General features: G+C 74.6%; 19 protein-coding genes. 10 read left to right on the top strand and 9 right to left on the bottom strand.

Annotated elements, in window-relative coordinates; translation table 11 throughout:
- Window positions 1-117: 117 nt before the first annotated feature.
- The 5 genes from ACFV1L_RS04845 to ACFV1L_RS04825 all read left to right on the top strand — a co-directional run bounded on the left by ACFV1L_RS04845 (window position 118) and on the right by ACFV1L_RS04825 (window position 5936).
- A complete protein-coding gene (locus tag ACFV1L_RS04845) occupies window positions 118-1551 on the top strand; it encodes an amino acid permease (protein ID WP_380362911.1) in 1434 nt (477 codons plus the stop codon).
- Between the two features lie 116 nt (window positions 1552-1667).
- Window positions 1668-2891, top strand: a complete 1224-nt coding sequence (locus ACFV1L_RS04840) for an arginine deiminase (RefSeq protein ID WP_380362909.1) — start codon at window positions 1668-1670, stop codon at window positions 2889-2891.
- Window positions 2892-2914: 23 nt separating this feature from the next.
- Window positions 2915-3919 (top strand): ornithine carbamoyltransferase, encoded by a 1005-nt coding sequence (argF, locus tag ACFV1L_RS04835; protein ID WP_380362907.1) that lies wholly within the window; start codon window positions 2915-2917, stop codon window positions 3917-3919.
- Entirely contained in the window at window positions 3919-4842 is a 924-nt protein-coding gene (locus tag ACFV1L_RS04830; RefSeq protein ID WP_380362906.1) for a carbamate kinase, read from the top strand. The genes argF and ACFV1L_RS04830 overlap by 1 nt, the downstream gene beginning before the upstream one ends.
- A gap of 140 nt (window positions 4843-4982) precedes the next feature.
- The gene (locus ACFV1L_RS04825) at window positions 4983-5936 is read left to right on the top strand and encodes a phosphatidylinositol-specific phospholipase C (protein WP_380362904.1); all 954 of its coding nucleotides are present in this window, start codon (window positions 4983-4985) and stop codon (window positions 5934-5936) included.
- Between the two features lie 68 nt (window positions 5937-6004).
- On the opposite strand, the gene ACFV1L_RS04820 is transcribed toward ACFV1L_RS04825, so the two are convergent.
- The 7 genes from ACFV1L_RS04820 to ACFV1L_RS04790 form a co-directional block, all read right to left on the bottom strand.
- Window positions 6005-6619 carry a hypothetical protein gene (locus ACFV1L_RS04820; protein WP_380362902.1) on the bottom strand — a complete coding sequence of 205 codons (615 nt, stop codon included), beginning with the start codon at window positions 6617-6619 and terminating at the stop codon, window positions 6005-6007.
- A gap of 38 nt (window positions 6620-6657) precedes the next feature.
- The gene (locus ACFV1L_RS04815) at window positions 6658-8457 is read right to left on the bottom strand and encodes a hypothetical protein (protein ID WP_380362900.1); all 1800 of its coding nucleotides are present in this window, start codon (window positions 8455-8457) and stop codon (window positions 6658-6660) included.
- Complete coding sequence (locus ACFV1L_RS04810; protein WP_380362898.1) at window positions 8454-9422, bottom strand: sensor domain-containing protein; 969 nt, start codon at window positions 9420-9422, stop codon at window positions 8454-8456. Before ACFV1L_RS04810 ends, ACFV1L_RS04815 begins: the two co-directional genes overlap by 4 nt.
- Before the next feature lie 37 nt (window positions 9423-9459).
- Entirely contained in the window at window positions 9460-9687 is a 228-nt protein-coding gene (locus ACFV1L_RS04805) for a hypothetical protein (RefSeq protein ID WP_380362896.1), read from the bottom strand.
- Between the two features lie 56 nt (window positions 9688-9743).
- Window positions 9744-11744, bottom strand: coding sequence for a hypothetical protein (locus tag ACFV1L_RS04800; protein ID WP_380362894.1), 2001 nt, complete (start codon window positions 11742-11744; stop codon window positions 9744-9746).
- The gene (locus ACFV1L_RS04795; protein WP_380362892.1) at window positions 11741-12592 is read right to left on the bottom strand and encodes a protein phosphatase 2C domain-containing protein; all 852 of its coding nucleotides are present in this window, start codon (window positions 12590-12592) and stop codon (window positions 11741-11743) included. Before ACFV1L_RS04795 ends, ACFV1L_RS04800 begins: the two co-directional genes overlap by 4 nt.
- A 113-nt stretch (window positions 12593-12705) precedes the next feature.
- The gene (locus ACFV1L_RS04790) at window positions 12706-13389 is read right to left on the bottom strand and encodes a hypothetical protein (protein WP_380362890.1); all 684 of its coding nucleotides are present in this window, start codon (window positions 13387-13389) and stop codon (window positions 12706-12708) included.
- A gap of 215 nt (window positions 13390-13604) precedes the next feature.
- Here ACFV1L_RS04790 and ACFV1L_RS04785 point away from each other — a divergent pair, with 215 nt between their 5' ends.
- Window positions 13605-15953, top strand: a complete 2349-nt coding sequence (locus tag ACFV1L_RS04785; protein ID WP_380362888.1) for a helix-turn-helix domain-containing protein — start codon at window positions 13605-13607, stop codon at window positions 15951-15953.
- Window positions 15950-16864: a DUF6801 domain-containing protein gene (locus ACFV1L_RS04780; protein WP_380362886.1), complete on the top strand. Its 915-nt coding sequence runs from the start codon at window positions 15950-15952 to the stop codon at window positions 16862-16864. The genes ACFV1L_RS04785 and ACFV1L_RS04780 overlap by 4 nt, the downstream gene beginning before the upstream one ends.
- Here ACFV1L_RS04780 and ACFV1L_RS04775 read toward each other — a convergent pair.
- Both ACFV1L_RS04775 and ACFV1L_RS04770 read right to left on the bottom strand, forming a co-directional pair.
- Entirely contained in the window at window positions 16856-17539 is a 684-nt protein-coding gene (locus ACFV1L_RS04775; RefSeq protein ID WP_380362885.1) for a diguanylate cyclase, read from the bottom strand. The two genes, ACFV1L_RS04780 and ACFV1L_RS04775, sit on opposite strands and share 9 nt — an antisense overlap.
- Window positions 17540-17559: 20 nt before the next feature.
- A complete protein-coding gene (locus tag ACFV1L_RS04770; RefSeq protein ID WP_380362883.1) occupies window positions 17560-17904 on the bottom strand; it encodes a hypothetical protein in 345 nt (114 codons plus the stop codon).
- A 784-nt stretch (window positions 17905-18688) separates the two neighbouring features.
- On the opposite strand from ACFV1L_RS04770, the gene ACFV1L_RS04765 reads away from it, so the two are divergent.
- From ACFV1L_RS04765 to ACFV1L_RS04755, 3 genes are all read left to right on the top strand, one after another.
- Window positions 18689-19648, top strand: a complete 960-nt coding sequence (locus ACFV1L_RS04765) for a UDP-glucuronic acid decarboxylase family protein (protein ID WP_380362881.1) — start codon at window positions 18689-18691, stop codon at window positions 19646-19648.
- Between the two features lie 65 nt (window positions 19649-19713).
- On the top strand, window positions 19714-21384 hold the full coding sequence (locus ACFV1L_RS04760; RefSeq protein WP_380362879.1) for a carbamoyltransferase: 1671 nt from the start codon (window positions 19714-19716) through the stop codon (window positions 21382-21384).
- A complete protein-coding gene (locus tag ACFV1L_RS04755) occupies window positions 21381-22436 on the top strand; it encodes a glycosyltransferase family 2 protein (RefSeq protein WP_380362877.1) in 1056 nt (351 codons plus the stop codon). The genes ACFV1L_RS04760 and ACFV1L_RS04755 overlap by 4 nt, the downstream gene beginning before the upstream one ends.
- Window positions 22437-22458 lie beyond the last annotated feature (22 nt).

Genomic DNA, 22458 nt, shown 5'->3' with positions numbered 1-22458 from the left:
GGCGGCGCGATCGGGGACCGTCGGTCCCTGGGCCGCCCGGCCTCGCCGGTCGAGGATCGGGATCGACGGACGACAACCCCTCATCGTGTCCGTCCTCCCCGCCCTAGGAGACAGACCATGTCCGCGCCCGACCGTGCCCGACCAGCCGCCGAACCGTCCGCGCAGGGGAACAAGACCTTCGGACTGCCCGCGGCGACCGCGCTGGTCGTCGGCAGCATCATCGGTACCGGGGTGTTCGCACTGCCGTCCGCGCTCGCGCCGTACGGGCCGATCGCGCTGGTGGCGTTCGTGCTGGTGACCGTCGGGGCGGTGGCGCTGGCGGTGACCTTCGGGCGGCTGTCGGAGCGGGTGCCGGACAGCGGCGGGCCCTACGTCTACGCCCGGCAGGCGTTCGGCGAGTTCGCCGGCTTCCTCACCGCGTGGTCGTACTGGATCACCGCCTGGGCCGGCAACGCGGCGATCGTGGTCGCCTGGGTCGGCTACGTCGAGGTGTTCGTCAACAAGGGGCACCACACCGGGGCTTCGATCGCGATCGCGCTGATCGGCCTGTGGGTGCCGGCGATCGTCAACCTGACCGGGGTGCGCAACATCGGCGCCTTCCAGGTGGTCACCACCGTCCTGAAGTTCCTGCCGCTGGGGTTCATGGCCACGGCCGGGCTGCTGTTCGTCAAGGCGGGCAACTTCGGCGCCTTCAACGCGAGCGGCGGATCCGCCCTGGGCGCGATCTCCGCGGCGGGCGCGATCGCGCTGTTCAGCTACATCGGGCTGGAGACCGCCTCGGTGGCGGCCGGGCGGGTGCGCGACCCGCGCCGCAACGTGCCGAGGGCGACCGTCTACGGCACGCTGGCCTGCGCCGCGATCTACCTGCTCGGCACCCTGGCCGTCTTCGGCACCGTGCCGCACGACCAACTCCTGTCCTCCGGCGCGCCGTTCACCGACGCGATGAACAGCATCGCGGGCGGCCACTGGGCCGGCGACCTGGTCGCCGCCGCGGCGATCATCTCCGGGATCGGCGCGCTCAACGGCTGGACGATGATCTGCGCGGAGATGCCGATGGCGGCGGCCCGCGACGGCCTCTTCCCGTCCGTGTTCGCCCGCACCAGGGGGCGCGGCGAGGTGCCGGCCTTCGGCATCCTCTCGGCGACCGTGCTGGCCTCGCTGCTGACCGTGTTCAGCTACACCCGGTTCACCAAGGTGTTCACCGAGATCGTGCTGCTGAGCGTGCTGACCGCGGTGATCCCGTACCTGGTCTCGGCGGCCGCGCAGCTCTACTGGCTGGTGCAGCACGGCCGCGAGCAGCTCGACCGGCGGCGGCTGGTCAAGGACGTCACCGTCACGCTGCTCGCCCTCGCCTTCTCCTACTGGTCGATCCAGGGCAGCGGCTACCAGACCGTCTACTACGGCCTGTTCACCGTCCTGCTCGGCGTCCCCGCCTACATCTGGGTGGAGCGCCCGCACCCGGCCCACGGCACCACCGCCGGGGCCGACCGCACCGCCGTCCCGGGGCCGACCGCCGCACCCGGCCCGGCCACCGCGCCGCCGCTGCCGTAGGCGGGCCGCACCGCCCGGCCTGCCCGCCCTCCCGCTGCGCGCGCCGACCGCGCGTCACCCCCTGCGAGAACCGCCGCACCCCGGCGCCCCGACAACTCCCTTGAGAGGAACCACCCATGTCCGTCCTGCGTGTCGATTCCGAGGCCGGCCGCCTGCGCCAGGTGATCCTGCACCGCCCCGGCCTGGAACTGTCCCGGCTCACCCCGCGCAACGTCGACGAGCTGCTCTTCGACGACATCCTGTGGGCCAAGCGCGCCCGCGAGGAGCACGACGCCTTCGCCCAGGTGCTGCGCGACCACGGCGTGACCGTCCACCACTACGGCCGGCTGCTCGCCGAGACCCTGGAACTGCCGCGGGCCCGGGCCTGGCTGCTCGGTCAGGTCGTCAGCCCGGCCGCCGTCGGCCCGGCGCTGGTCGACCCGCTGCACGAGCTGTGCACGGACCTGGACGCCGAGACCCTGGCGGAGTACCTGATCGGCGGCGTCCTCAAGGACGACCTGCCGCTGCGCAGCCCGCACAGCCTGGTCTGGCACACCGTCGGCGACCAGGACTTCGCCCTGCCGCCGCTGCCCAACCACCTCTTCCCCCGCGACAACTCCTGCTGGATCGGCGCGCGTCACAGCCTCAACCCGATGGCGAAGCCGGCCCGCCGGCGGGAGACCCTGCACACCGCCGCGATCTACCGCTTCCACCCGCTGTTCGCCGAGACCGCCCCGCCGCTGATCGACGGCACCACCACGCCGAGCGGACTGAGCCTGGAGGGCGGCGACGTCCACGTCCTCGCGCCCGGCGTGGTCATGGTCGGAATGGGCGAGCGCACCACCCCGCAGGCCGTCGAGACCCTCGCCCAGCAGCTCTTCCTGACCAACACCGCGCACCGGCTGATCGCCGTCCGGCTGCCCGCCAGCCGGGCGTTCATGCACCTGGACACGGTGATGACGATGATCGACCGGGACACCTTCACCCTCTACCCGGGCCTGGCCGACCAGTTGCGCTCCTGGACCCTCACCCCGGCCCCCGAGCGGGCAGCCGGCTTCGACGTGCGGGCCGACGCCGACCTCGCCGCCTCGCTGGCCGAGGCCCTCGGCCTGGACAAGGTCCGCTTCCTCTCCGCCGACCTGGACGTGCGGACCGCCGAGCGCGAGCAGTGGGACGACGGCAGCAACTTCCTCGCCCTCGAACCCGGGGTCGTCGTCGGCTACGAGCGCAACACCACCACCAACACCTACCTGCGCAAGCAGGGCATCGAGATCGTCACCATCGCCGGCTCCGAGCTCGGCCGCGGCCGCGGCGGAGCGCGCTGCATGAGCTGTCCGATCCAGCGCGACCCCGCCAACTGACCACCGCCGAGAAGGAGTTCACCATGGACGTCAACCTGCACGGCCGCCACTGGCTGCGCGAGCTCGACTTCACCGCCGCCGAGATCCACCACCTGCTCGACCTCGCCGCCGAACTGAAGGCCGCGAAGCGGGCGGGCACCGAGACGCCGCGGCTGACCGGCCGCAGGATCGCCCTGATCTTCGAGAAGGCCTCCACCCGCACCCGCTGCGCCTTCGAGGTCGCCGCCGCCGACCAGGGCGCCACCACCACCTACCTCGGCCCGGACGGCTCGCACATGGGCCACAAGGAGAGCACCGCCGACACCGCCCGGGTCCTCGGCCGGATGTACGACGGCATCGAGTACCGCGGCTTCGGCCAGCAGACCGTCACCGACCTCGCCCGCCACGCCGGCGTACCGGTCTACAACGGCCTGACCGACGAGTGCCACCCCACCCAGAGCCTGTGCGACGTGTTCACCATGCGCGAGCACAGCGGGAAGCCGGTGCAGGAGATCTCCTTCTGCTACCTCGGCGACGCCCGCAACAACACCGCCAACTCCCTGCTGATGATGGCGAGTCTGCTCGGCATGGACGTGCGCGTCGCCGCCCCGCGCGAACTGTGGCCCGCCCCGGCGCTCGTCGACGAATGCCGGCGGCTCGCCCGGGACAGCGGCGCCCGGATCACCCTCGCCGAGGAGGTCGAGGAGGCCGTGCGCGGAGCGGACTACCTCTACACCGACGTGTGGGTGTCCATGGGCGAGGACCACGCCCAGTGGCCCGAACGGATCGCCCGGCTGCTGCCGTACCAGGTCAACGCCAAGACCCTGGCGGCGACCGGCAACCCCGACACCGCCTTCCTGCACTGCCTGCCCGCCCTGCACGACCGCCGCACCGACCTCGGCGCCGAACTCGCCGACGAACACGGGCTCGACGGCCTCGAAGTCACCGACGAGGTCTTCGAGTCGCCGGCCTCGCTGGTCTTCGACCAGGCCGAGAACCGGATGCACACCATCAAGGCGATCCTGGTCGCCACCCTGGGGCGGGACTGATGCGCATCGTCGCCGCCCTCGGCGGAAACGCCCTGCTCCAGCGGGGCGAGCACCCGGACGCCGCCGTCCAGCGGCACCACGTCCACGAGGCCGGGCGCTCGCTCGCCGAACTCGCCCTCGCCGGCCACCAGGTGGTGATCACCCACGGCAACGGGCCGCAGATCGGCCTGCTCGCCGTGGAGAGCGAGAACGACCCGGCGCTGAGCGCGCCCTACCCGCTCGACGTGCTCGGCGCGCAGACCCAGGGCATGATCGGCACCCTGCTGGCCAGGGAACTCGCCGGCCGCCTGCCCGATCGGGCGGTCGCCGCCCTGGTCACCCACACCGAGGTCGACCCGGGCGACCCCGCCTTCGGCCTGCCGGACAAGTTCATCGGCGGCGGACTGACCGAGGAACAGGCCCGGTCGATGGAGCGCGAGCGCGGCTGGAGCTGCGCCCGGGACGGCGGGCGGCTGCGCCGGGTGGTGCCGTCGCCGCTGCCCCGGGAGGTCGTCGAACTGCCGGCCGTCCGCACGCTGCTGGCCACCGGGACGGTGGTGATCGCGGCCGGCGGGGGCGGCGTCCCGGTGGTCCGCGACCCCGGCACCGGCCTGCTGCGCGGCGTCGAGGCCGTCGTCGACAAGGACCGCACCGCCGCCCTGCTCGCCGAACGGCTGGACGCGGACGCCCTGTTGATCCTCACCGACGTCACCCACGTCTTCCGCGGCTTCGGCACCTCCCGGCCCCGGGCGGTCACCGTCGCCACCCCCGAGGAGCTGCGCCGACTCGACCTGCCGGCCGGGTCGATGCGCCCCAAGGCCGAGGCGGCCGCCGGATTCGTCGAGCGCACCGGCGGGTCGGCCGCCATCGGGCCGCTCGACGACGCACTCGGCACCCTCCTCGGCACCACCGGCACCACCTGCCGGCCCGCCCCGGCGGCCTGACGCCGCGTCGGCCGCACCCGCCCGTCCGGCGGGACGCCCGAAGCACGGGCGTCCCGCCGCATACCCCCGCGACGGGCGGGGCATGAACAGGACAACGCAAGGCATGAGGGCAGGGTCGACCGAACCCCGGGGGGAATCCCATGGCCATCGCACGCCGCACGCTGCTGACCCGCGGCACCGCCGCCGCCGTCGCCACCGCGTTCGGCGGCCTCCTCCCGGCCCCCGCCGCCCGCGCGGCGACCGGCACGCCCGGCGGGAAGCCCACCGCCGACTGGATGTCGTACCTCGCACCGGAACGCTCCCTGCTCGGCCTCACCGTCCCCGGCACCCACGACTCCTGCTGCACCGACCCCGCCCACGGCACCGAGTGGTCCCACACCCAGAACTGGGGCGTCCCCGAGCAACTCGCCCAAGGCGTCCGGTTCCTGGACATCCGCTGCAACGGCCTCCAGGGAACGGCCGACGAACTCGGCATCTACCACTCCGACGCCTACCAGTACGTCCGCCTCCAGGACGTCCTGGACCAGTGCCGCGCCTTCCTGACGGCCCATCGGGGCGAGACGATCGTCATGCGGCTCAAGAACGAGAACGCGGGCGGCCAGGCCCTGGACGCCGCCGAGTTCCGCCGCCGGATCAACCACTACCTCGACGACCTCGGCTACCGCAGCCTCTTCCACCTCTACGGCTGGCCCACCCTCGGCACCGCCCGCGGACGCATCGTGCTCCTCGCCGACTTCGCCAACGACTGGGGCCTGATCCAGTGGTCCAGCGGCACGAACCAGTACTTCCGCACCCAGGACCTCTGGCAGACCGACCAGTTGTTCCCCCTGCAGGTCAAGGGCCAGGCGATCACCCAGCAGTTCGACGCGGCCACCGCCGACCCCGACTCCCCGCAGATGTACGTCAACTTCCTCAGCTACGCCGGCGGCCTGTGGCCCAAAACCGCCGAACAGACCCTGATGGACCAGTCCGTCTACCCCTACCTCACCACCCACACCACCCGCCCCGCCCGCTACGGCATCGTCCCGATGGACTTCCCCGACTTCCACGTCAACGTCCTGCAGATGCTCATCGACAAGAACTTCCCCGCCTGACCACGAACAGCGGCGCGAACGGCCGCTGCTTCGGGGCGGCGGTGCCGGCGGGCGGGCTGCGGGTGGGTTCACGGCCACAGCTGCTTCGACCAGTCGCCCCGGAAGCGATAGTCACGGCCGTCGCCGGCCTGCTTCGTCCCGCCGGGAACGACTTCCTCGTGGTACGGATACTGCCCCGTCACCGCCGCCAGCAGGAATTCCAGGAACCCGCCCTCGAACAGGTCCCACTCGCGCATCGAGTCGAACTTGGCGGCGACCGGCCAGCGGTCCGGTTCCGGGCCCCGCATCAGCCAGAAGAACTGGTCGGAGCTCCAGTTGTTGCCCCACTTCAACAGCCCGCCCTCGGCCGGGAACAGCGGATACGGGCACTCGGCGTAGTCCCCGTCCCGGTAGGCCTGGGCCAGCATCGCGCAGTAGCCGTAGGGATCCGTCGTGCAGTACAGGAATCCCTCGAAGCCGAGTGGCTGCCCGGTTTGGGGACTGGGCGCTGCCGACGGCGTGAAGATGTGCAGTTCGCCTCTGACGCTGACCGTCCCGTACCGGTCGGCGAACGCCCGGTAGTCCGAAGGCAGTTCGAAACCGAGCACCTCGCGCCCGAGCTCCCACGGAACCGGCGCCACCCCTCCTGCGGGCGGCGGCCCGATCACCGCGCCCAGCCGCTCCAGCGTCTCCTCGACGTTCACGTCCACTCCCGTCGTCCGCCCGTCCTCGCCGGAGGGATTCAATTTCCCAGGTTCACCAGTCCGCCCGGGCCGTAGCGCGCGTTGTCCACGACCGTCCAGGCGGAGTCCGTACTCGCCCCGGTGGTGGCGTCCCACGCGTAGAGCGACATGTCCCACTTGCTCGGAATGCTGCTGCCGGTGCTGTTGTACTGCGGTCGCACGTCGTACAGCACGTAGCCGCGGTTCATGCCGCCTTCGGCTCTGGTCTCGAAAGCCCGCATGCTGTTGGTGATGGTGCCGCCGGTCGCCTGGTTGGTGTTGGCCCCCAGTTGGAAACAGGGCGTCAGGTTCCGCTCGTCCGCCGTTCCCCCGGCCATGCGCGGCACGGAGTGACAGCGGGCGAGGTCGGTGGTCTTGAATCCGAGCGCGAGCGCCCGGGCCTGAGCGTCGATCCAGCCCCGGATGTCGCCGGCCTTGGTCGCGGACTCGCCCCTCTTGGAGCTGGGCGCCCCTTCGAGGCAGGCCTTGACTCCCCGGTTGCGGCCCTGGGCGTCCGACGGCAGGTAGTCGACCCATCCCCCGCCGTCCAGGTCCGTGGCCCCCGACGGCTTCTTGTCCTTGCAGGTGGAGACGCGGTTGCCGTCCTCGCCGGGGGACGGGCTGCCGTGTCCCGGGGCGGGCTCCGGGGCGACGGGCGCCTCCTGCACCGTCGTGACGTCGTCGACGGTCAGCGTTGCGCCGTCGCGGTGCACGACGAGCCCGCCGGACTCGAGGGCGGCCGGGGCCGGGGCGGTGGTGGCGGCCGGGGCCTGGACCCGGAGGGCGGTGTAGTGGCCGTTGGGCTTGCGGACCAGTCCGTCGTAGCTGACGGCCGGGCTGCCGAGGGTGGCGGCCTGTGCGGGGGAGAGCCGCCGGACGGCGTCGGGTGTCAGGTATGCGGTGCCCGGGCGGGTGTCGACGGTGGTGCCGTGCTGCTGCGCGTACTGCGTCAGCGCGGCGGCCCGGGGCCTGCGGTAGGGGCTGTCGCCGGTGTCCTCCTCCTGGCCGGCGGACCGGTTGCCGGCCTGCGGGGCCGGTGCGGGCGCGTCGCCGCCCTGGTCCATGGCGGCCGCCGGGTTCGACGGGGCGGTGGCGAAGCTCTGGATCGCCTGCGCCATCCGCCCGAGCAACTGCTGTTCCCGGGACTGGAGTTGCTGTTCCTTCGTCGTGAGGTCGGCGGCCTTGGCGTCGTTGGCCCTGGAGGCGGCGTCGAGCTGGGAGGACCGGGCGTCGACCTGGTCGGCCTCCTGCCGGATCTGGTTCTGCTCGCCCTGGATCTTGTCCTCCACGGCGTTTTCCTGGTTCTTCCTGGCCTCCAGTTGGCTCGCCTCGGCGTCGTAGGCGGCGGCCGCGCCCGCGTCGGCGGGCATCTGGAACGTGTGCGGTTTGGCGTTGTGGGCGGCGATCTCGCCGTCCAGGGCCTTCGCGCGCCCGTTGTGGCCGTCGATCTCCTGGTTCACTGCGGCGACCCTGGCGTTGAGCGCCGCCTTGCTGTCGCGGATGGCGGCGGCCTCCTTGGTGATCCGCTCCGCCTCGGCGACCACGTCCTTGCCCTGCTGGGCGAGCTGCGCCGCCTGCCGGTTCGCGTCGTCGATCTCCGCCATGAGGGTCGCCAGCGCGGCGTCGAAGCCCCCGGGGGCCACCAGCGGTGCGGGGGCGACGGTGCCCGCCTGTGCCGGGACGGCCGCGGCGTCGGTCGCGGCGACGGTCTGCGCCCCTGCGGCGACGATCGGCGCCAGGAGTGCCATGAGCACGAGGTGGAGGATGCGCGGCAGCGTCCGCCGGCGGCCCGCGGCCGTCCTGCGCGAGGGCGCGGTCATCCGGTCACCTTGCCGGTGAGTTCGTCGGCGATCAGGGAGGCGGTGGGCTCGCCGTCACCGGCCTGGCAGACGGAGGCCTGTATCAGGCTGGCGCCCTTCACCCGGGCCTGGTGGTAGCAGGCCCAGTTCGCGGTGTCGCCCTGCGTCGCGGTCCACGCCACGGCGACCTCGGTGGCGGGGTGCGCCGCGTAGGTCCACTTCGAGGTGCGCCCGGCCCGGTCGGTGAGGGTGGAGGTCGGGCACTTGGTGAGGCCTTCGGTGAGGGTGCGGAAGGCCGCGCTGGCCTTCTCGCCGTTCGGGAACACGCCGATCACCTGGTTGACGGTGTAGCTGCCCGAGCCTGCGGCGTCCTGGTAGGTCGCGGACAGGAACGCCTTCCACCCCTGTCCGTAGACCGACTGCGTGGTCGGTCCGGCGGCGGTGGCGCATTCCGACGGGGCCGCGGCGAGCGGGGCGTGCGGCCGGTTCGACTGGGGCCCGGCCAGCAGGGTCGTTCCGGCCAGTCTGCTGACGCTGTCCGGCGCGATCAGGTCGGCCTGGACGGTGCCCTCGGCGATGTGCGGCGGAAGGCCCGTCGGCTGCTGCGGCCAGAGCCGCCATCCGATGCCGGCCAGCAGCAGGCAGGGCAGTACCGCGGCCACCAGCAGCCACCGGTGGCGCAGTGTCCCGGTTCCGCGGCGCGCCGCCCGCGCTGCGGCGGGCGGCTGGGCGCCCGGCGCGGTGACCGTCTGCGCGACTGTCGGCGTGGGCGGTGACGTGGGCGGCGGTGTGCCCCGGCCGGTCGGTCGGCCCGGAGCCGCGGGCGCGGACGGCACCGCGGCCGCCGGCCCGCCGGGGACCGCCCCGCCGGGCGCCGGTGCTGCCGCGCCGCCGCCGAGCCGGGGCGGCACCGCGCGGGGTGTCTGCTGCCAGGTCGGCGGTGCCGGTGCGGCGGCCGGGTCCTGGTTCCAGTAGTGCTTCGTCATGACGTCCCCCTCGTCGTGGAGTTCGGGTCGGCGCCGGTCATCGGCTGCACGCCACGGCGAGGACGAACAGCAGGAGGAGCACGGCGAGGAGGCCGAGGCAGCCGATGCCGCCCTCCGGGTTCTTGCCGTTGGCCTCGACCGTTCCGCCGGGGCGCAGGCCGGGGTGGCGGTCGGTGTAGTGCGCGATCTGTGCCCGCTCGCCCTGGGACTCGGTGCCCCAGGAGGTCTTGAAGCCGCACTCGCCGCACCGGTAGCGGTATGCCATGTCGATTCCTTGGACGTCGAGGTGATGGTGGGTCGGTGGGTCGCCGCGCGGCGGGGTCAGCGCCAGCGCCAGCAGACGGTGTAGCCGAGGTCGGGGAACTCGTTGGAGCGCCAGTAGGTGGAGGCGTCCTGGCCGCAGAACGCGGGGTAGTTGGGCGTGCTGGTGCGTCCGGTGACGTAGACGTTGGAGCGTTCGCAGCTGCCGACGTTGGTGAAGGTGGTGCCCGAGTTGAACAGGCATTCGCGGACGGTGGCGTAGCCCGCGTCGTCGGGGAACACCATGGACAGGCACTGCAGGACGTCGCGGTCGGCGCCCCTGGGGCCGGCGACGGTCCGCCACTGGTTGTAGTGGGGCCAGTTGTCGCACTTGGAGTGGTCGCTGGTGCCGCGGTAGACGGCGAGGACCTTGAAGGCGCCGGTCCGGCAGGACAGCAGCGACCACGGTCCCGAGCCGTTCGGTCCGAAGACGCAGTCGCCCTGCTGGGCGTGGTAGGAGTCGCCGCCGGGGCTCTGGTAGCTGAGGCAGAGGACCCGCGAGTACCGCTTGGAGCTGACGCTCTCGTCGTTGCCGGGCACGTTGGCGCAGCCGTCCAGGTCGGTGCTGCCCTCGTTGATCCGGACGACCTTGAACGCGCCGGCGGTGCAGCTGGTCGGGGTGAGGTCGGCGCGGTCGCTGGTACCGGTGTCGTGGAAGCAGTCGCCGAGGGACGCGGTGGCGATCGGATCGGTCGGCGTCGGGCTCGGAGTGGGTGTGGGCGTCGGTGTCGGCGTCGGTGTCGGCGGGCGGGTGCGGGTGACGGTCGGGTCGGGCTGCGGGATCCGGTACGTGCTGCCGGCGGGGCGCGGCTGGTGACTGACCGTCAGCGGGTGGCTGTCGGCGGCCGAGCGGGCGTCGGCCGGGTGGGAGTCGCTGCGGTGGACCGCCACCAGCACCAGGGCCGCGACGGCGGCCAGCGCGGCGAGCACCTTGCCGACGCGCGCCGCCGCGCTGCCCGTTCCCGCGCCGGAGGCGCCTGCCGGACCGACCGGACCCGCCGAGGAGCCTCCGCCCGGCTTCGCTCCCCCGCCCGCTTTCGCACCGCCGCCCGGCTTCGCCTTCGGTCCCCCGCCCGCTTTCGCACCGCCGCCCGGCTTCGGCTTCGCTCCCCCGGCGGCCTTCGCCCCGCGCCCGGCCTTCGGGCGGCCGGACGCCGAGGCCAGTTGCTCGGCCCAGGCGGCGGGCGTCGGCCGGGCGGCCGGGTCCGTGCCGAGCGAGGCGCGGGCCAGGGCGCCGAGGGCGGGGTCGATCGCCGCCAGCGCGGCCGGGTCGGTGGTGCTCTGGTCGCGGGCGAACAGGCGCACGGCGAGCAGGGCGAGCTTGTAGGTGTCGCTGTGCCGGGTCGCCCGTTCCTCGCCCGCGGGGACGTGCCAGTCCGGGGTCTCGGCCTGCGGCAGGACCGTCGCGCGGTCGGTGCGGGCGGCGTCGCAGTCGATGAGGAAGCACTCGGGCTGCGGCGCGAGGGCGAAGAGCAGGTTCTTCGGCGAGAGGTCGCCGACGGCGACGCCGAAGCGGTGCAGCCGGTCGAGGGTGGTGGCGAGGTCGGCGAGCAGCAGCAGCCGGTCCCGGTCGGTGACGGCCAGTCCGATCCCGGCGACGTAGGCGTCGTCGTTGAGGAGGTACTCCAGGGTGGCGAGCCGGGGCGGGCCCTGGTGGCCGGCCGCCAGGGTCCGGAGGGTGAAGTGGAAGCGGTCGGGGACGGCGCGCATCAGGAACCCGCACGTCCGTCCGCCGCGCCGGACCACGGCGGCCGGCCAGGCGGTCTTCTCGCACAGCCAGCGGCCCTGTTCGCCGGTCAGCCGTCCGGGCAGGGCGACGGCGGCGGCCAGCGCGGCGGCGTCGACCTGCGGCAGCACGGCGGGGGCGTACTCCTTGTAGACGACCTCCCAGCCGCCGTCGGCCGCCGACTCGTTGATGCGCTTGTTGCGCACCCGGTGGACCGTTCCCTGGCCGCCCCGGCCGAGTTCCCCGCCCAGGTCGAGCGTGGCGAACTCGACCGGGGCGGCCGGCCCCGCGCTCACCGGTGTCCCTCGGCGCGGGGCCAGATCGCCAGCAGGGTGCGGTCGTCGTCGAAGGTCTCCCGGGTGAAGTCCAGCACGTGGCCGAGCCACAACGGCGGCGGAGGCGAGGCGAGTTGACGGGAGAACAGGTTCCCGACCCGGCCGTCGCCCTCGCCGAGCGGGTCGCCGAACCCGTCGGTGCCGACCAGCAGCGTCCACGGCTCGGCCAGCCGTCCGACGGCGGTCTCCGGCCGGTCGGGGACCAGGGGCAGCGGGGAGACCTCGTTGCCGACCAGCGGCGTGCCCGGTACGGCCTTGCCGCCGAACAGCGGGTGGTAGCCCCCGCCGGCCCGGTCGAGGAGCCAGGCCCCGGAGTCGCCGATCCGGAAGAGTTCGGCCTCCAGGGTGTCGCCCGCGGCGCGGACCGCCCCGGCCACCAGGGTGGTCGCGTACAGGCGGGCCACCTCGGCCGTCTGCGGGGCGGGGACGCCGAGCCGCCAGCGCGCCAACTCCCGCAGCCGTTCCGCGGCGTGGGCCGCGACGTCGGCGCCGTCGAGCCGCTCCGGGCCCCGGTCGAGCAGGTGCAGGATGCGTTCGACGGCGGCCCGGCACGCCTCGACCGCGCCCTGGTGGGACTCGGCGGCGCTGGACACGCCGTCGGCGACGGCGAAGACGATGCTGCCGGTGGCCTCGTGCACGGCGGCCCGCACCGCGTCCTGGCGCGGCTGACGGTAGTAGCGGTGCTTGGCGCCGCGGACGGAGGCGAACCGCAGGGTGAGCCGGTCGGTGGACCAGCCCTCGCACTCGCTGTCGGGGAAGTCGAAGGCGTACTGGCTGGGCGGCCGGGCCTCGAACTCCAGGCCCGGCACGTCGACCGTGATCCGCTGCCACGGCGCCGGGCCCGGCCCGGCCGGCGGCGGGCCGGCAGGCCTCGGGGGCGCCGCCGGCGGTACGGGGTCGGGGTCGCCCCGGCGGGCGGGCGTCACCGGCCGACCTCGTCGATGGCCATGGTGAACTGGTCGGGCCGGTTCACCACCAGCTGCGGGTTGGCCGAGTTCAGGGCGTGCCCGGAGGCCACCAGGCTCATGGTGAGCGAGTGGAAGAACTCCGAGATCGCCCGGCCGATGTCGGTGCCGGACTTGGCGAGGAAGGCGAACTCGGGGCGGGTCGCCACGTCGACCATGGTCTGCGCCCGGGCGTCGCCCAGGCCGCAGGCGATGATGTTGGGCGCGGTCGGGGTGCGGTCCCGGTCGGTCAGCTCGGCGTGCGGCGCGTGCCAGGCCGAGCCGTCGGTGGGCTGGCCGTCGCTGAGCAGGAAGACCACCGGGCGGTGCACCCGGTAGCCCTCGCCGCGCAGCCACTTCACGTCGCCGGGGATGCGCTGCAGCAGGTCCTCGAAGACCGCCGCGTAGTTGGTCACCCCCCGGATCACCAGCTGCGGCACCGTGGTCTCGGTGCGCATGTCGGCCACCGCGAGCCGGACCTGGACGTCGTCGGAGAAGCCCAGCACGGCCAGCCGGAGCTTGGCCGCGACCATCGGCTCGGCCCGCAGCCCCTCGCACAGCGACGCCACCCCGTCCCCCAGCTCCCGCTGGTACGGGGCCATCGACCCCGACTCGTCGGCCACCACGTAGGCCGGCAGCAGGACGCCCTTCGCCTCCGCCATCGCAAACACCGCCTCCCTCAAGTTCCCGTACAGGTGTCGCGGACGGGGCGGCCCGGGGCCGCGCAGCGGGTGCGCCGGGGCCGCGAACCGCCGTCCGCTCCACCGATGCTGATGTTGCGTCAGGCGAAAGCACAGGTCACAGCGCCGGTCATATCTGACCGGTGGTCAGCGGTAGGCTCGCCCCTGTTTCGGATCCTCGGGGGAAGGTCGGTTTCGTGGCGGAGACGCTCGGAGCACTGGTGCGCCGGTTACGGAAGCAAGCCGGTCTGACGCAGTTCCAGCTCGCCGAGCGGGCCCGGCTCGGCGAGAGCACCGTCCGCCGGATCGAGACCGACCGGCCCTTCGACCACCGGCGCGGCACCATCGGCAGCCTCGCGGACGCGCTCGACGCCGGCCCCGAGGACCGCCGGCGGCTGAGCGCCCTCGGCGGCGGGCCGGCCGAGCCGGAGGCCCCGCCGGCGCCGGAACCCGCGCCGCAGCCGCTGCCGCCGCCCCGGGACCGCGGCCCGCTCGCCGACGCCGCCGAGGAGCTGGCCCGCGAGAGCCGGCAGCGCTGGCGCCGCGAGGAGGCCCAGCACCGGGTGCACCACCCGTTCGCCCTGCCGGTGCGCTGGCAGCAGGTGTCGGCGGGGGTGGCCGACCAGTCGGCGAACGCCCTCCTGCTGAACCCCGGGGAGGCCCGCGCCGAACCGGACCTCGGCGGCGACCTGCGGCGGGTCGCCGAGGTCTACCGGCGGGTGCCGTCGGGCCGGCTGGTGGTCCTCGGCCGGGCCGGCTCGGGCAAGTCGATCCTGGCGGTCCGGTTCGCCCTCGACCTGCTGGACGCCCGCACCCGCAACGAACGGGTGCCGGTGATCTTCAGCGTCGGCGCCTGGGACCCGACCGCCGTGGCCCTTCGCGACTGGCTGATCGGCCGGCTGCTGCGCGACTACCCGCACCTGGCCCGCCGGGTCCCCAGCGGCAAGACGCTGGCCGCGGACCTGCTCGACGACGACCTCGTCCTCCCCGTCCTCGACGGGTTCGACGAGCTCGCCGAGGGCCTGCGCGCCCCGGCCCTCGAAGCGCTCAACCTCTCCCCGCTGCCGCTCGTCCTGACCAGCCGGCACACCGAGTTCACCGCTGCCGTCCGGACGGCCCACGCCCCGCTGGCCGCCGCCGCCGTCCTGGAACTGCGCGACCTCGACCTCGACGACCTGCGCGGCTACCTGCCCCGGACCGATCCGGCCTTCCCCGGGCCCGCCGACCCCGACGGACGGGGCGCGACCTGGGAGGCCGTCCTCGACCCGGCCTGGACGGCGACGAGCGCCGGCCGCGCCAACCTCGCCGCCGCGCTGCGCACCCCGCTGATGATCGCCCTCGCCCGCACCATGTACAGCGACCACCCCGAGCGGCGGCCGGGCGAACTCCTGGACACCGCCCGCTTCCCCGACCCCGAGTCGATCGAGGAGCACCTGGTGGCCGGGTTCGTCCCCGCCGTCTACCGCCCGCGCCCCGGCGAACGGCTCGACACCGCCCACCGCCGGCCCGGACCGTGGGACGCGGAACGCGCCGAACGCTGGCTGGGCCACCTCGCCGACCACCTGACCCGGCTCGGCCGCGAACGGCAGGACCTCACCTGGTGGGAGATCGGCACCGGCATGAGCCGCCTCTCCCGCACCCTGATCGTCGCTGTCCTGGCCGGCCTCGCCTTCGGCGTCACCACCGCGATCGGCAACCTGCCCGTCGACCTGGTCGCCACCGAGCACAGCCTCCGGTTCGCCGTCGTCCGCGGCCTGCTGGTCGGCGTCCTGCACGGGCTCGCCGCCGGCACGCTCTTCGGGCTCGTCTACTGGCACGTCTCCGCCCGCGCCGCCCTCAGACCCTCACCGGTCCGCATGCGGCTCGGCACCGGCACCCCGGCGACCCGCCGCAACGCCCGCACCCGGTTCCTGATCGGCCTGGGCGCTGGAGCGGCCGGAATGGCACTGCTCATCCTGGTCGACGAATACCTGGTCGCCCCGATCGGCCTCGCCGACGGACAGGGCGCCGGAGTCGCCGCCGGGCTGCTGTTCATCCCGCCGATCGCCCTCGCGACCGGGCTGGTCTTCGGCCTGATCGCCCTGTTCGAGGCCCCGGTCCGCACCGAATCCGTCGTCAGCCCCGCCGACCTGCTGCACATCGACCGCCGCAACGTCGCCTACCACCTGCTCACCTGGGCGCTCGTCCTCGGCATCGGCGTCGGCCTGCTCAACGGCATCGTGTACGGGCCGCTGCGCGGCTTCGAGGTCGGCCTGGTGTTCGGACTGGAGGCCGCGTTCGGTGCCGGGCTCGCCTACGGGGTCAGCCTGACCGCCTGGGGCCAGTGGGTGGCGCTGGCCCGCATCTGGCTGCCGCTCACCGGCCAACTGCCCTGGGCGCTGATCGCCTTCCTGGACGACGCCCACCAGCGCGGCGTGCTCCGCCAGGTCGGCGCGGTCTACCAGTTCCGCCACGCCTGGATCCAGAGCCACCTGAGCCGCAGTCACCGGCAGCGCCACGGCCGCCCGCCGGGCCGACCCGACCTCCCGACGGAAGGGGCACGATGAGCGCCGAATCCCGTACCCACCGGCCGAGCCCGCGCACCCGCCTGGCGGCCGCCGGGGCCGCCGCCGCCCTGCTGGGCGCCCTCGCCACCGCCCCCGCGGCCGCCCGGCCCGCCGCCCCCACCCTGCACTACACCTGCGTCTTCCCGACCATCGGCGGACAGGCCATCACCGCCAGGATCTCCGCGGACATCCCGGCCACCCTGCCGGCCGGCGAGTCCAGCCCGGCCTTCGCCATCCACGCCGCCGCCACCATCGAGGCCTCCTTCACCCTCGGCCTGCGCTACGTGCTCGGGGTGCGCACCCTCGAAGGCTCGGTCGACGCCGAGACCCGCGTCCTCGCTCCGCAGAACGAGACCGCCGTCCCCGTCCACCTCGCCATCGCCCCCACCGCCGTGCCGGCGTCCGGCTCCTTCGAGGTCCCCGCCACCGGCAACGCGCCCCGTCTCTCCTTCACCCGCCCCGGCGCCGGGCGCGTGACCGCCGGCGACTTCACCCTCCACCTCGTGCCCAAGGACGCCGACGGCAAGCTGGCCGGGCCCGGCCGGGTCGACGTCCCCTGCACCCTGAACGCCGGCCAGGACGGCACCGTCGCCCCCTTCGAGGTCACCCCCGCGAAGGCGTCCCCCACTCCCTCCGCCAGCACCCGCCCGTCCACCCCGGCCCCGTCCTCCGCGGGCCCCGCCGCCACCACCCCGCCGGGAACGGACGCCTCCGCCGTCGCCACCCCCAGCAGCACGCCGGCCCCTCCGCCACCAGCGGCGTCCGCCGTCCCCCTGACCGGGGCCGCCCGAACCGGGGGCGTCGGCCCGATCACGGCCGCGATCGCCGCGGCCCTCGGCGCCGCCCTCGCCGCAGCCGCCGTCCTGCACCGCCGATCGAAGCGCCGCCGGGCGTCCGATCCCTCACCCTGACCAGCCCCGCCCCGGGACGACCGCGGCAGGTCCTGGCGCGGGCCCGTTCCGGCGGACGGCCCGGGCGCAGCGCAGCAGTTCCTCGCCGTAGGGCAGCGCGACGAAGACCGTGACGGCGGCGGCGAAACCGGCCAGGTAACCGGCGGGCAGCGGGGGCGACTTGGGGTGCAGGCGCCAGCTTCGGCGGGAGTCTCCACCGCGCAGCAGGGAGCGGACCTGGTCCCAGTGCAGGCAGGTGGTGAAGGCCGCGGCGGTCAGCGGAAGGACCTCCAGGAAGCTGTGGATGTGCTGCTCGACCGGGGTGATCTCCCGCTCCCCGGTGGCCAGGGCCACGTCCCACAGCGCGGTCGCCCCGTGGACGGCGGCCGCACCCGCCATGACGGTCAGCACCAGCGGGTTGATCTCGGCGGTCAGGCCGAGGACGACCGGGCCGCCCGCCTCGGCCATCATCAAGGCGTGGACGAGGGACTCGCGCATTCCGCTGGTGTCCTCGATCCTGGTGCGCCGGTGCATGGCCCAGTCCGCGACGGCCGGGGCGAACCACAGGGGCAGCACCCCGTAGAGGAGGAAGCGCCTGCTGGCGGCCTCCACGTCGTCGGACCCGGACGTCACCCGGCTGCCGGGGCGCCGACCACCCCACCGGGGGCGGCTGTTCGGAGTGGGCATGGTTCGCATCTCCCGCAGGACGGTCGCGGTCAGGGACGGTCGTCGTGGTGGCCGCACAGCCACGCCAGCGCCCGGTAGACGCCCAGGGCGCCCGCGCTGTCCCCGCCCGTCGCCGACGCGTCGCGCAGGCGGACGGCGGCGGCCTGGCACTCGGCCAGCAGCTGGGCCCGGCACGGCCCGACCGCCCCGAGCGCCGCGGCGGCGGTCACCGGCGCGGCGGCCTGGAGTCCGGCGGCCCACCGGTAGGCGCGCAGGACGCCGTGCTCGAAGCCGGTCCACGGCTGCGGGCGCCGGCCGGCGGCCTCGATCGCGTCGAGCACCTCGTCCAACGAGCGCACGCCCACGGCCGGGACTGTCGTGTCCTCACTGGTCATGCCCGCAACCTACGTCCCCCGCCGGCGACCCGCCGCCGGGCGGGCCGGTCGGTCGCCGGCCCGGCCGGGCACCGCAGGGCGCCAGCTCGGCGACCGGGGGACCGCCCCGCCCGCCGTGCCGATGACGACGCAAGGGCCGCCGTCCCCCGATAGGATCAGCACGTCGACACGGCCGCACGGGCACCGTCCGGGGACGGCCGACCGGGTGGCGGGTGGGCGCGGGCTTGGTGGCACCGGATCCGGGTAGCCGCCGTGACGGGGCGGATCGAGCAGAGAAGAGCCGAGACCATGACCGCCGTTTCCACCGCAACCGCACCGCTGCCACCGGTGCCGCCGCTTCCGGGGCGCCCGCCCTCCAGGCCGACGCCGCTCCTGCCCGACCTGCCTCCTCGCCGGGGCTGCGAGGTCCCGACGATCAGGATCACCGTCCAGGGCACCGGCCGGTCCCGACCACCCGCCCGCCGGACCTGACGGGGCACGCAGCGCCCTGCTCCGCGCAGGAGGCCGGCCGGGAGGCCGGCCCGTCGGCTCGCCGCCGGTGACCGGCCTGCTCCCGGTGGCGCGAGGTTCCTTCCGATGGAGCACCGGCCGGGCCGCCGGCGGCCGTTCGTCCGCGAGCCTCCGGATGCCGCTCCCCGCCCGGGCGAGCCGGGCGGCGGAGGCGCCCCGCGGTTCCGGGGACCTGGGCCGGGGCCGCGCGGACCGAGTGGCGGGACCTCCCAGGTCTGCCAAAGCTTGCTCGGGGGCCGCGGACCCTTGGTCCGCGACGACCGAAAGGACTCCGATGCGCAGCTTGGCGACCGACCACATCCATGCCGTCGTGACGGGAGGGGCCGGTTTCGTGGGTTCCCACGTCTGCACGGAACTCGTCCGGCTCGGCCATGCCGTCACCTGTGTCGACGACTTCTGCACCGGTTCGCCGGCCAACGTGCGCCACCTGGCGTCCTGTCCCGGCTTCGAACTGCTGGAGGCGGACGTCGCCGACGGGCTGGACGTCGACCGGCCCGTGGACCTCGTCCTGCACCTGGCCTCCCCCGCGTCGCCCGCCGACTACCTCCGGCTCCCGGTCCACACCCTGGACGCGGGCAGCCTGGGCACCCGCAACGCGCTGGCACTGGCGCAGCGGCACGGCGCGAGGTTCCTGCTCACCTCGACCTCGGAGGTGTACGGCGATCCGTTGCAGCATCCGCAGAGCGAGTCCTACTGGGGCAACGTCAATCCGGTCGGTCCGCGGAGCGTCTACGACGAGGCGAAGCGGTTCGCCGAGGCGCTGACCACGGCCGAGGCCTCCGCCGAGGGGGTGGACACGGCGATCGTCCGCCTGTTCAACACGTACGGGCCCCGCATGAGGTCGCACGACGGACGGGCGGTGCCCACGTTCATCCGCCAGGCGCTGGCCGGCGAGCCGCTGACGGTGACCGGCGACGGCAGTCAGACGCGTTCGCTGACCTATGTCAGCGACACCGTGAGAGGCATCCTCGCGATGGCCTCCTCCGAGCTGGCCGGTCCGGTGAACCTCGGCAACGACACCGAGTTCACGATGCTGGAGCTGGCCCGGCTGGTCATCGAGCTCACCGGGTCCCGGTCGACGGTGGAGTTCATCGCACGGCCCACCGACGACCCCGCGGTCAGGCGCCCGGACATCACCCTGGCCCGCGGAAAGCTCCGCTGGGAGCCGACGGTGCCCGCCCGCGAAGGGCTCGCCCGCACCATCGAGTGGTTCCGCGAGAACCCCGAGGCCTGACCAGTCCCCCTGGCCCCGTCCCACCCCGGCGTGCGGGGCCGCCGCCGATCCGGAAGGCCGTCACCATGCGCATCCTCGGCATCAACGCCCTCTTCCACGACCCTGCCGCCGCCCTCGTCATCGACGGGCGGACGGTGGCCGCGGCGGAGGAGGAGCGTTTCAGCCGCCGCAAACACGGCAAGCGCCCGCTGCCGTTCTCCGCGTGGGAGCTGCCCGACCGGGCCGCCCGCTGGTGCCTGGAGCACGCGGGCGTCCGGCCCCGGGACCTCGACCTGGTGGGCTACTCCTTCGACCCGGCGCTCGCCCGGCCCGCCGAGCAGCTGGGCCTCGACGATCCCTGGGACCACCTGCGGCTGACCTACGCCAGGCAGGCCCCGAACTTCCTCGCCGAGGTGCTGCCCGGGCTGGATCCCGCCAAGGTCAGGTTCGTCCCGCACCACGTCGCGCACGCCGCGTCCGCCGCTTTCGCGGCCGACGGGGAGAGCACCCCCTCCTCGGTGCTGGTGCTCGACGGCCGGGGCGAGTCGGCGTCGCACCTGGCCGCCCGCCGGGTCGGTCCGCGGCTGGAGCAGCTCGCGGCCCAGGACCTCCCGCACTCGATGGGCCTGGTGTACGAGGAGCTGACCCAGCACCTGGGGTTCCTGCGGTCCTCGGACGAGTACAAGGTGATGGCGATGGCCTCCTACGGGTCGCCGACGTCGGCGGCGGAACTCCGCCGGTACGTGTACTCCACCGGCGACGGCGGCTTCCACGCCGCCGGCGTGCCGTGGTCCGAGTTCGCACCGGCGCTGCGGCCCGGCCAGGAGTGGACCCCCGCCCACGCCGACCTCGCGTGTTCCGCGCAGCGGGTGCTCGAAGAGGTCCTGCTGGACCTGGCGCGCTGGCTGCACGGGCGCACCCACGACCGCCTGCTGACGCTGGCGGGCGGGGTGGCGCTGAACTGCGTGGCGAACTCCCGCATCGCCGCCGAGGGCCCGTTCGAGCGGGTCTGGGTGCAGCCGGCGGCGGGGGACGCGGGCACCGCGCTGGGTGCCGCGCTGCACCTCGCGGCGTCGGCCGGGGAGCAGGTGGAACCGATGCCCGGCGCCGACCTCGGCCGGGGCTGGTCGGACCAGGAGTTGGAGGCCTGGCTGCGCCGCGCCGCCGTCCCCTACGAGCGGGCGGAGGACGTGGCCGCGGAGGTGGCCCGGGAGCTGGCCGCGGACGGCGTCGTCGCGTGGTTCCAGGGCCGCTCCGAGTTCGGGCCGCGCGCGCTCGGCCACCGTTCCCTGCTCGCCCACCCGGGCCGGGCCCAGAACCTCGAACGGCTGAACGACGTCAAGGGGCGGGAGCAGTTCCGTCCCGTCGCGCCGATGGTCCTCGCCGACCGGGCGCCGAAGATCTTCAGCGGGCCGCACCCGAGCCCGTACATGCTGTTCGTCCACGAGGTCGCCCCCGAGTGGCGCGACCGGATTCCCGCCGTGGTCCACGTGGACGGGACGGCCCGGATCCAGAGCGTGGATCCCGTGGACGACCCGCTGACGGCACGGATGCTGGAGCGGTTCGAGCTGCTCACCGGCCTTCCCGTGGTCGTCAACACCAGCCTCAACACGGCGGGACGCCCGATGGTGGACGACGTCCGGGACGCCCTGGAGTGCTTCGGCTCGGCGCCGATCGACCTGCTCGCGCTCGGCCCGTTCGTGGTCCGTCGCGGTGGCCTGTTCGCCGGGCCGGGCCGGTCGGAGGCGCGGTCATGACGAACGGCACCGATCCCTCGTACGCGGTGGTCATCCCCACGCTCGGCCGGCCCAGCCTCTCCGTCACCCTCGCCGCGCTCGCCGACGCCGCCGGCCCGGCGCCGGAGCGGGTGGTCCTGGTGGACGACCGGCCGCTGACCGACTGCGGGCCGCTGGACGTGGCGGTCCCGCCGTCCCTCCGGGACCGGACCACGGTGCTGGCGGGCTGCGGGAACGGCCCGGCGGCCGCCCGCAACACCGGCTGGCGGAGCGTCGGACAGGAATGGGTCGCCTTCCTGGACGACGACACGGTGCCCGGGCCGACCTGGCCCGCCGACCTGGCCGCCGACCTCGCGGCCTGCGGACCGGGCACGGGCGGCAGCCAGGGCACCATCGTGGTGCCGCTGCCCGCCGACCGGCGGCCGACCGACTGGGAGCGGTCCACGGCCGGGCTGGCCACGGCGTGGTGGATCACGGCGGACATGGCGTACCGCCGCGCCGCCCTGGAGCAGGTCGGCGGCTTCGACGAGCGCTTCCGGCGGGCGTTCCGGGAGGACGCCGATCTGGCGCTGCGCGTCCTGGACGCCGGCTGGCAGCTCACCCGGGGCGCGCGCACGACCCTGCACCCCGTCCGGCCGGCCGACCGCTGGGTGTCGCTGCGCCAGCAGGCCGGCAACGCGGACGACGTGCTGATGAACCGGCTGCACGGCCGCCACTGGTGGCACCGGGCGGGGGCGGCACGCGGCCGGCTGCCCCGGCACCTGGCCGTCACCGGCTGCCTGGCCGGCGCCGTCGTCGCCGGACTGGCCGGCCGCCCCCGCGCCGCTCTGGCACTGGCGGGGCTCTGGCTGGCGGGCAGCGGGGAGTTCGCCCTGGCCCGGATCGCGCCCGGGCCGCGGCTCGCGGGCGAAGTCCGGACCATGCTGCTCACCAGCGCCGTGATCCCTCCCGCCGCCGGCTACCACTGGGCCGCGGGACTCCTGCGGCACCGCCGGGCCGCGCCCTGGCGGCCCGCGCAGGACGGCAGCCAGTCCCCGACCGACGACGGCCGACCGGTTCCGGCCCACCGCTGAGCCCCGCCGGGGCGGCAGCCGA

The sequence above is a fragment of the Kitasatospora sp. NPDC059646 genome (assembly GCF_042734615.1).
Lineage (GTDB): Bacteria > Actinomycetota > Actinomycetes > Streptomycetales > Streptomycetaceae > Kitasatospora.
The sequence above is the reverse complement of the archived record's forward strand: the minus strand, read 5'-3'. Positions and strand labels throughout refer to the sequence as shown.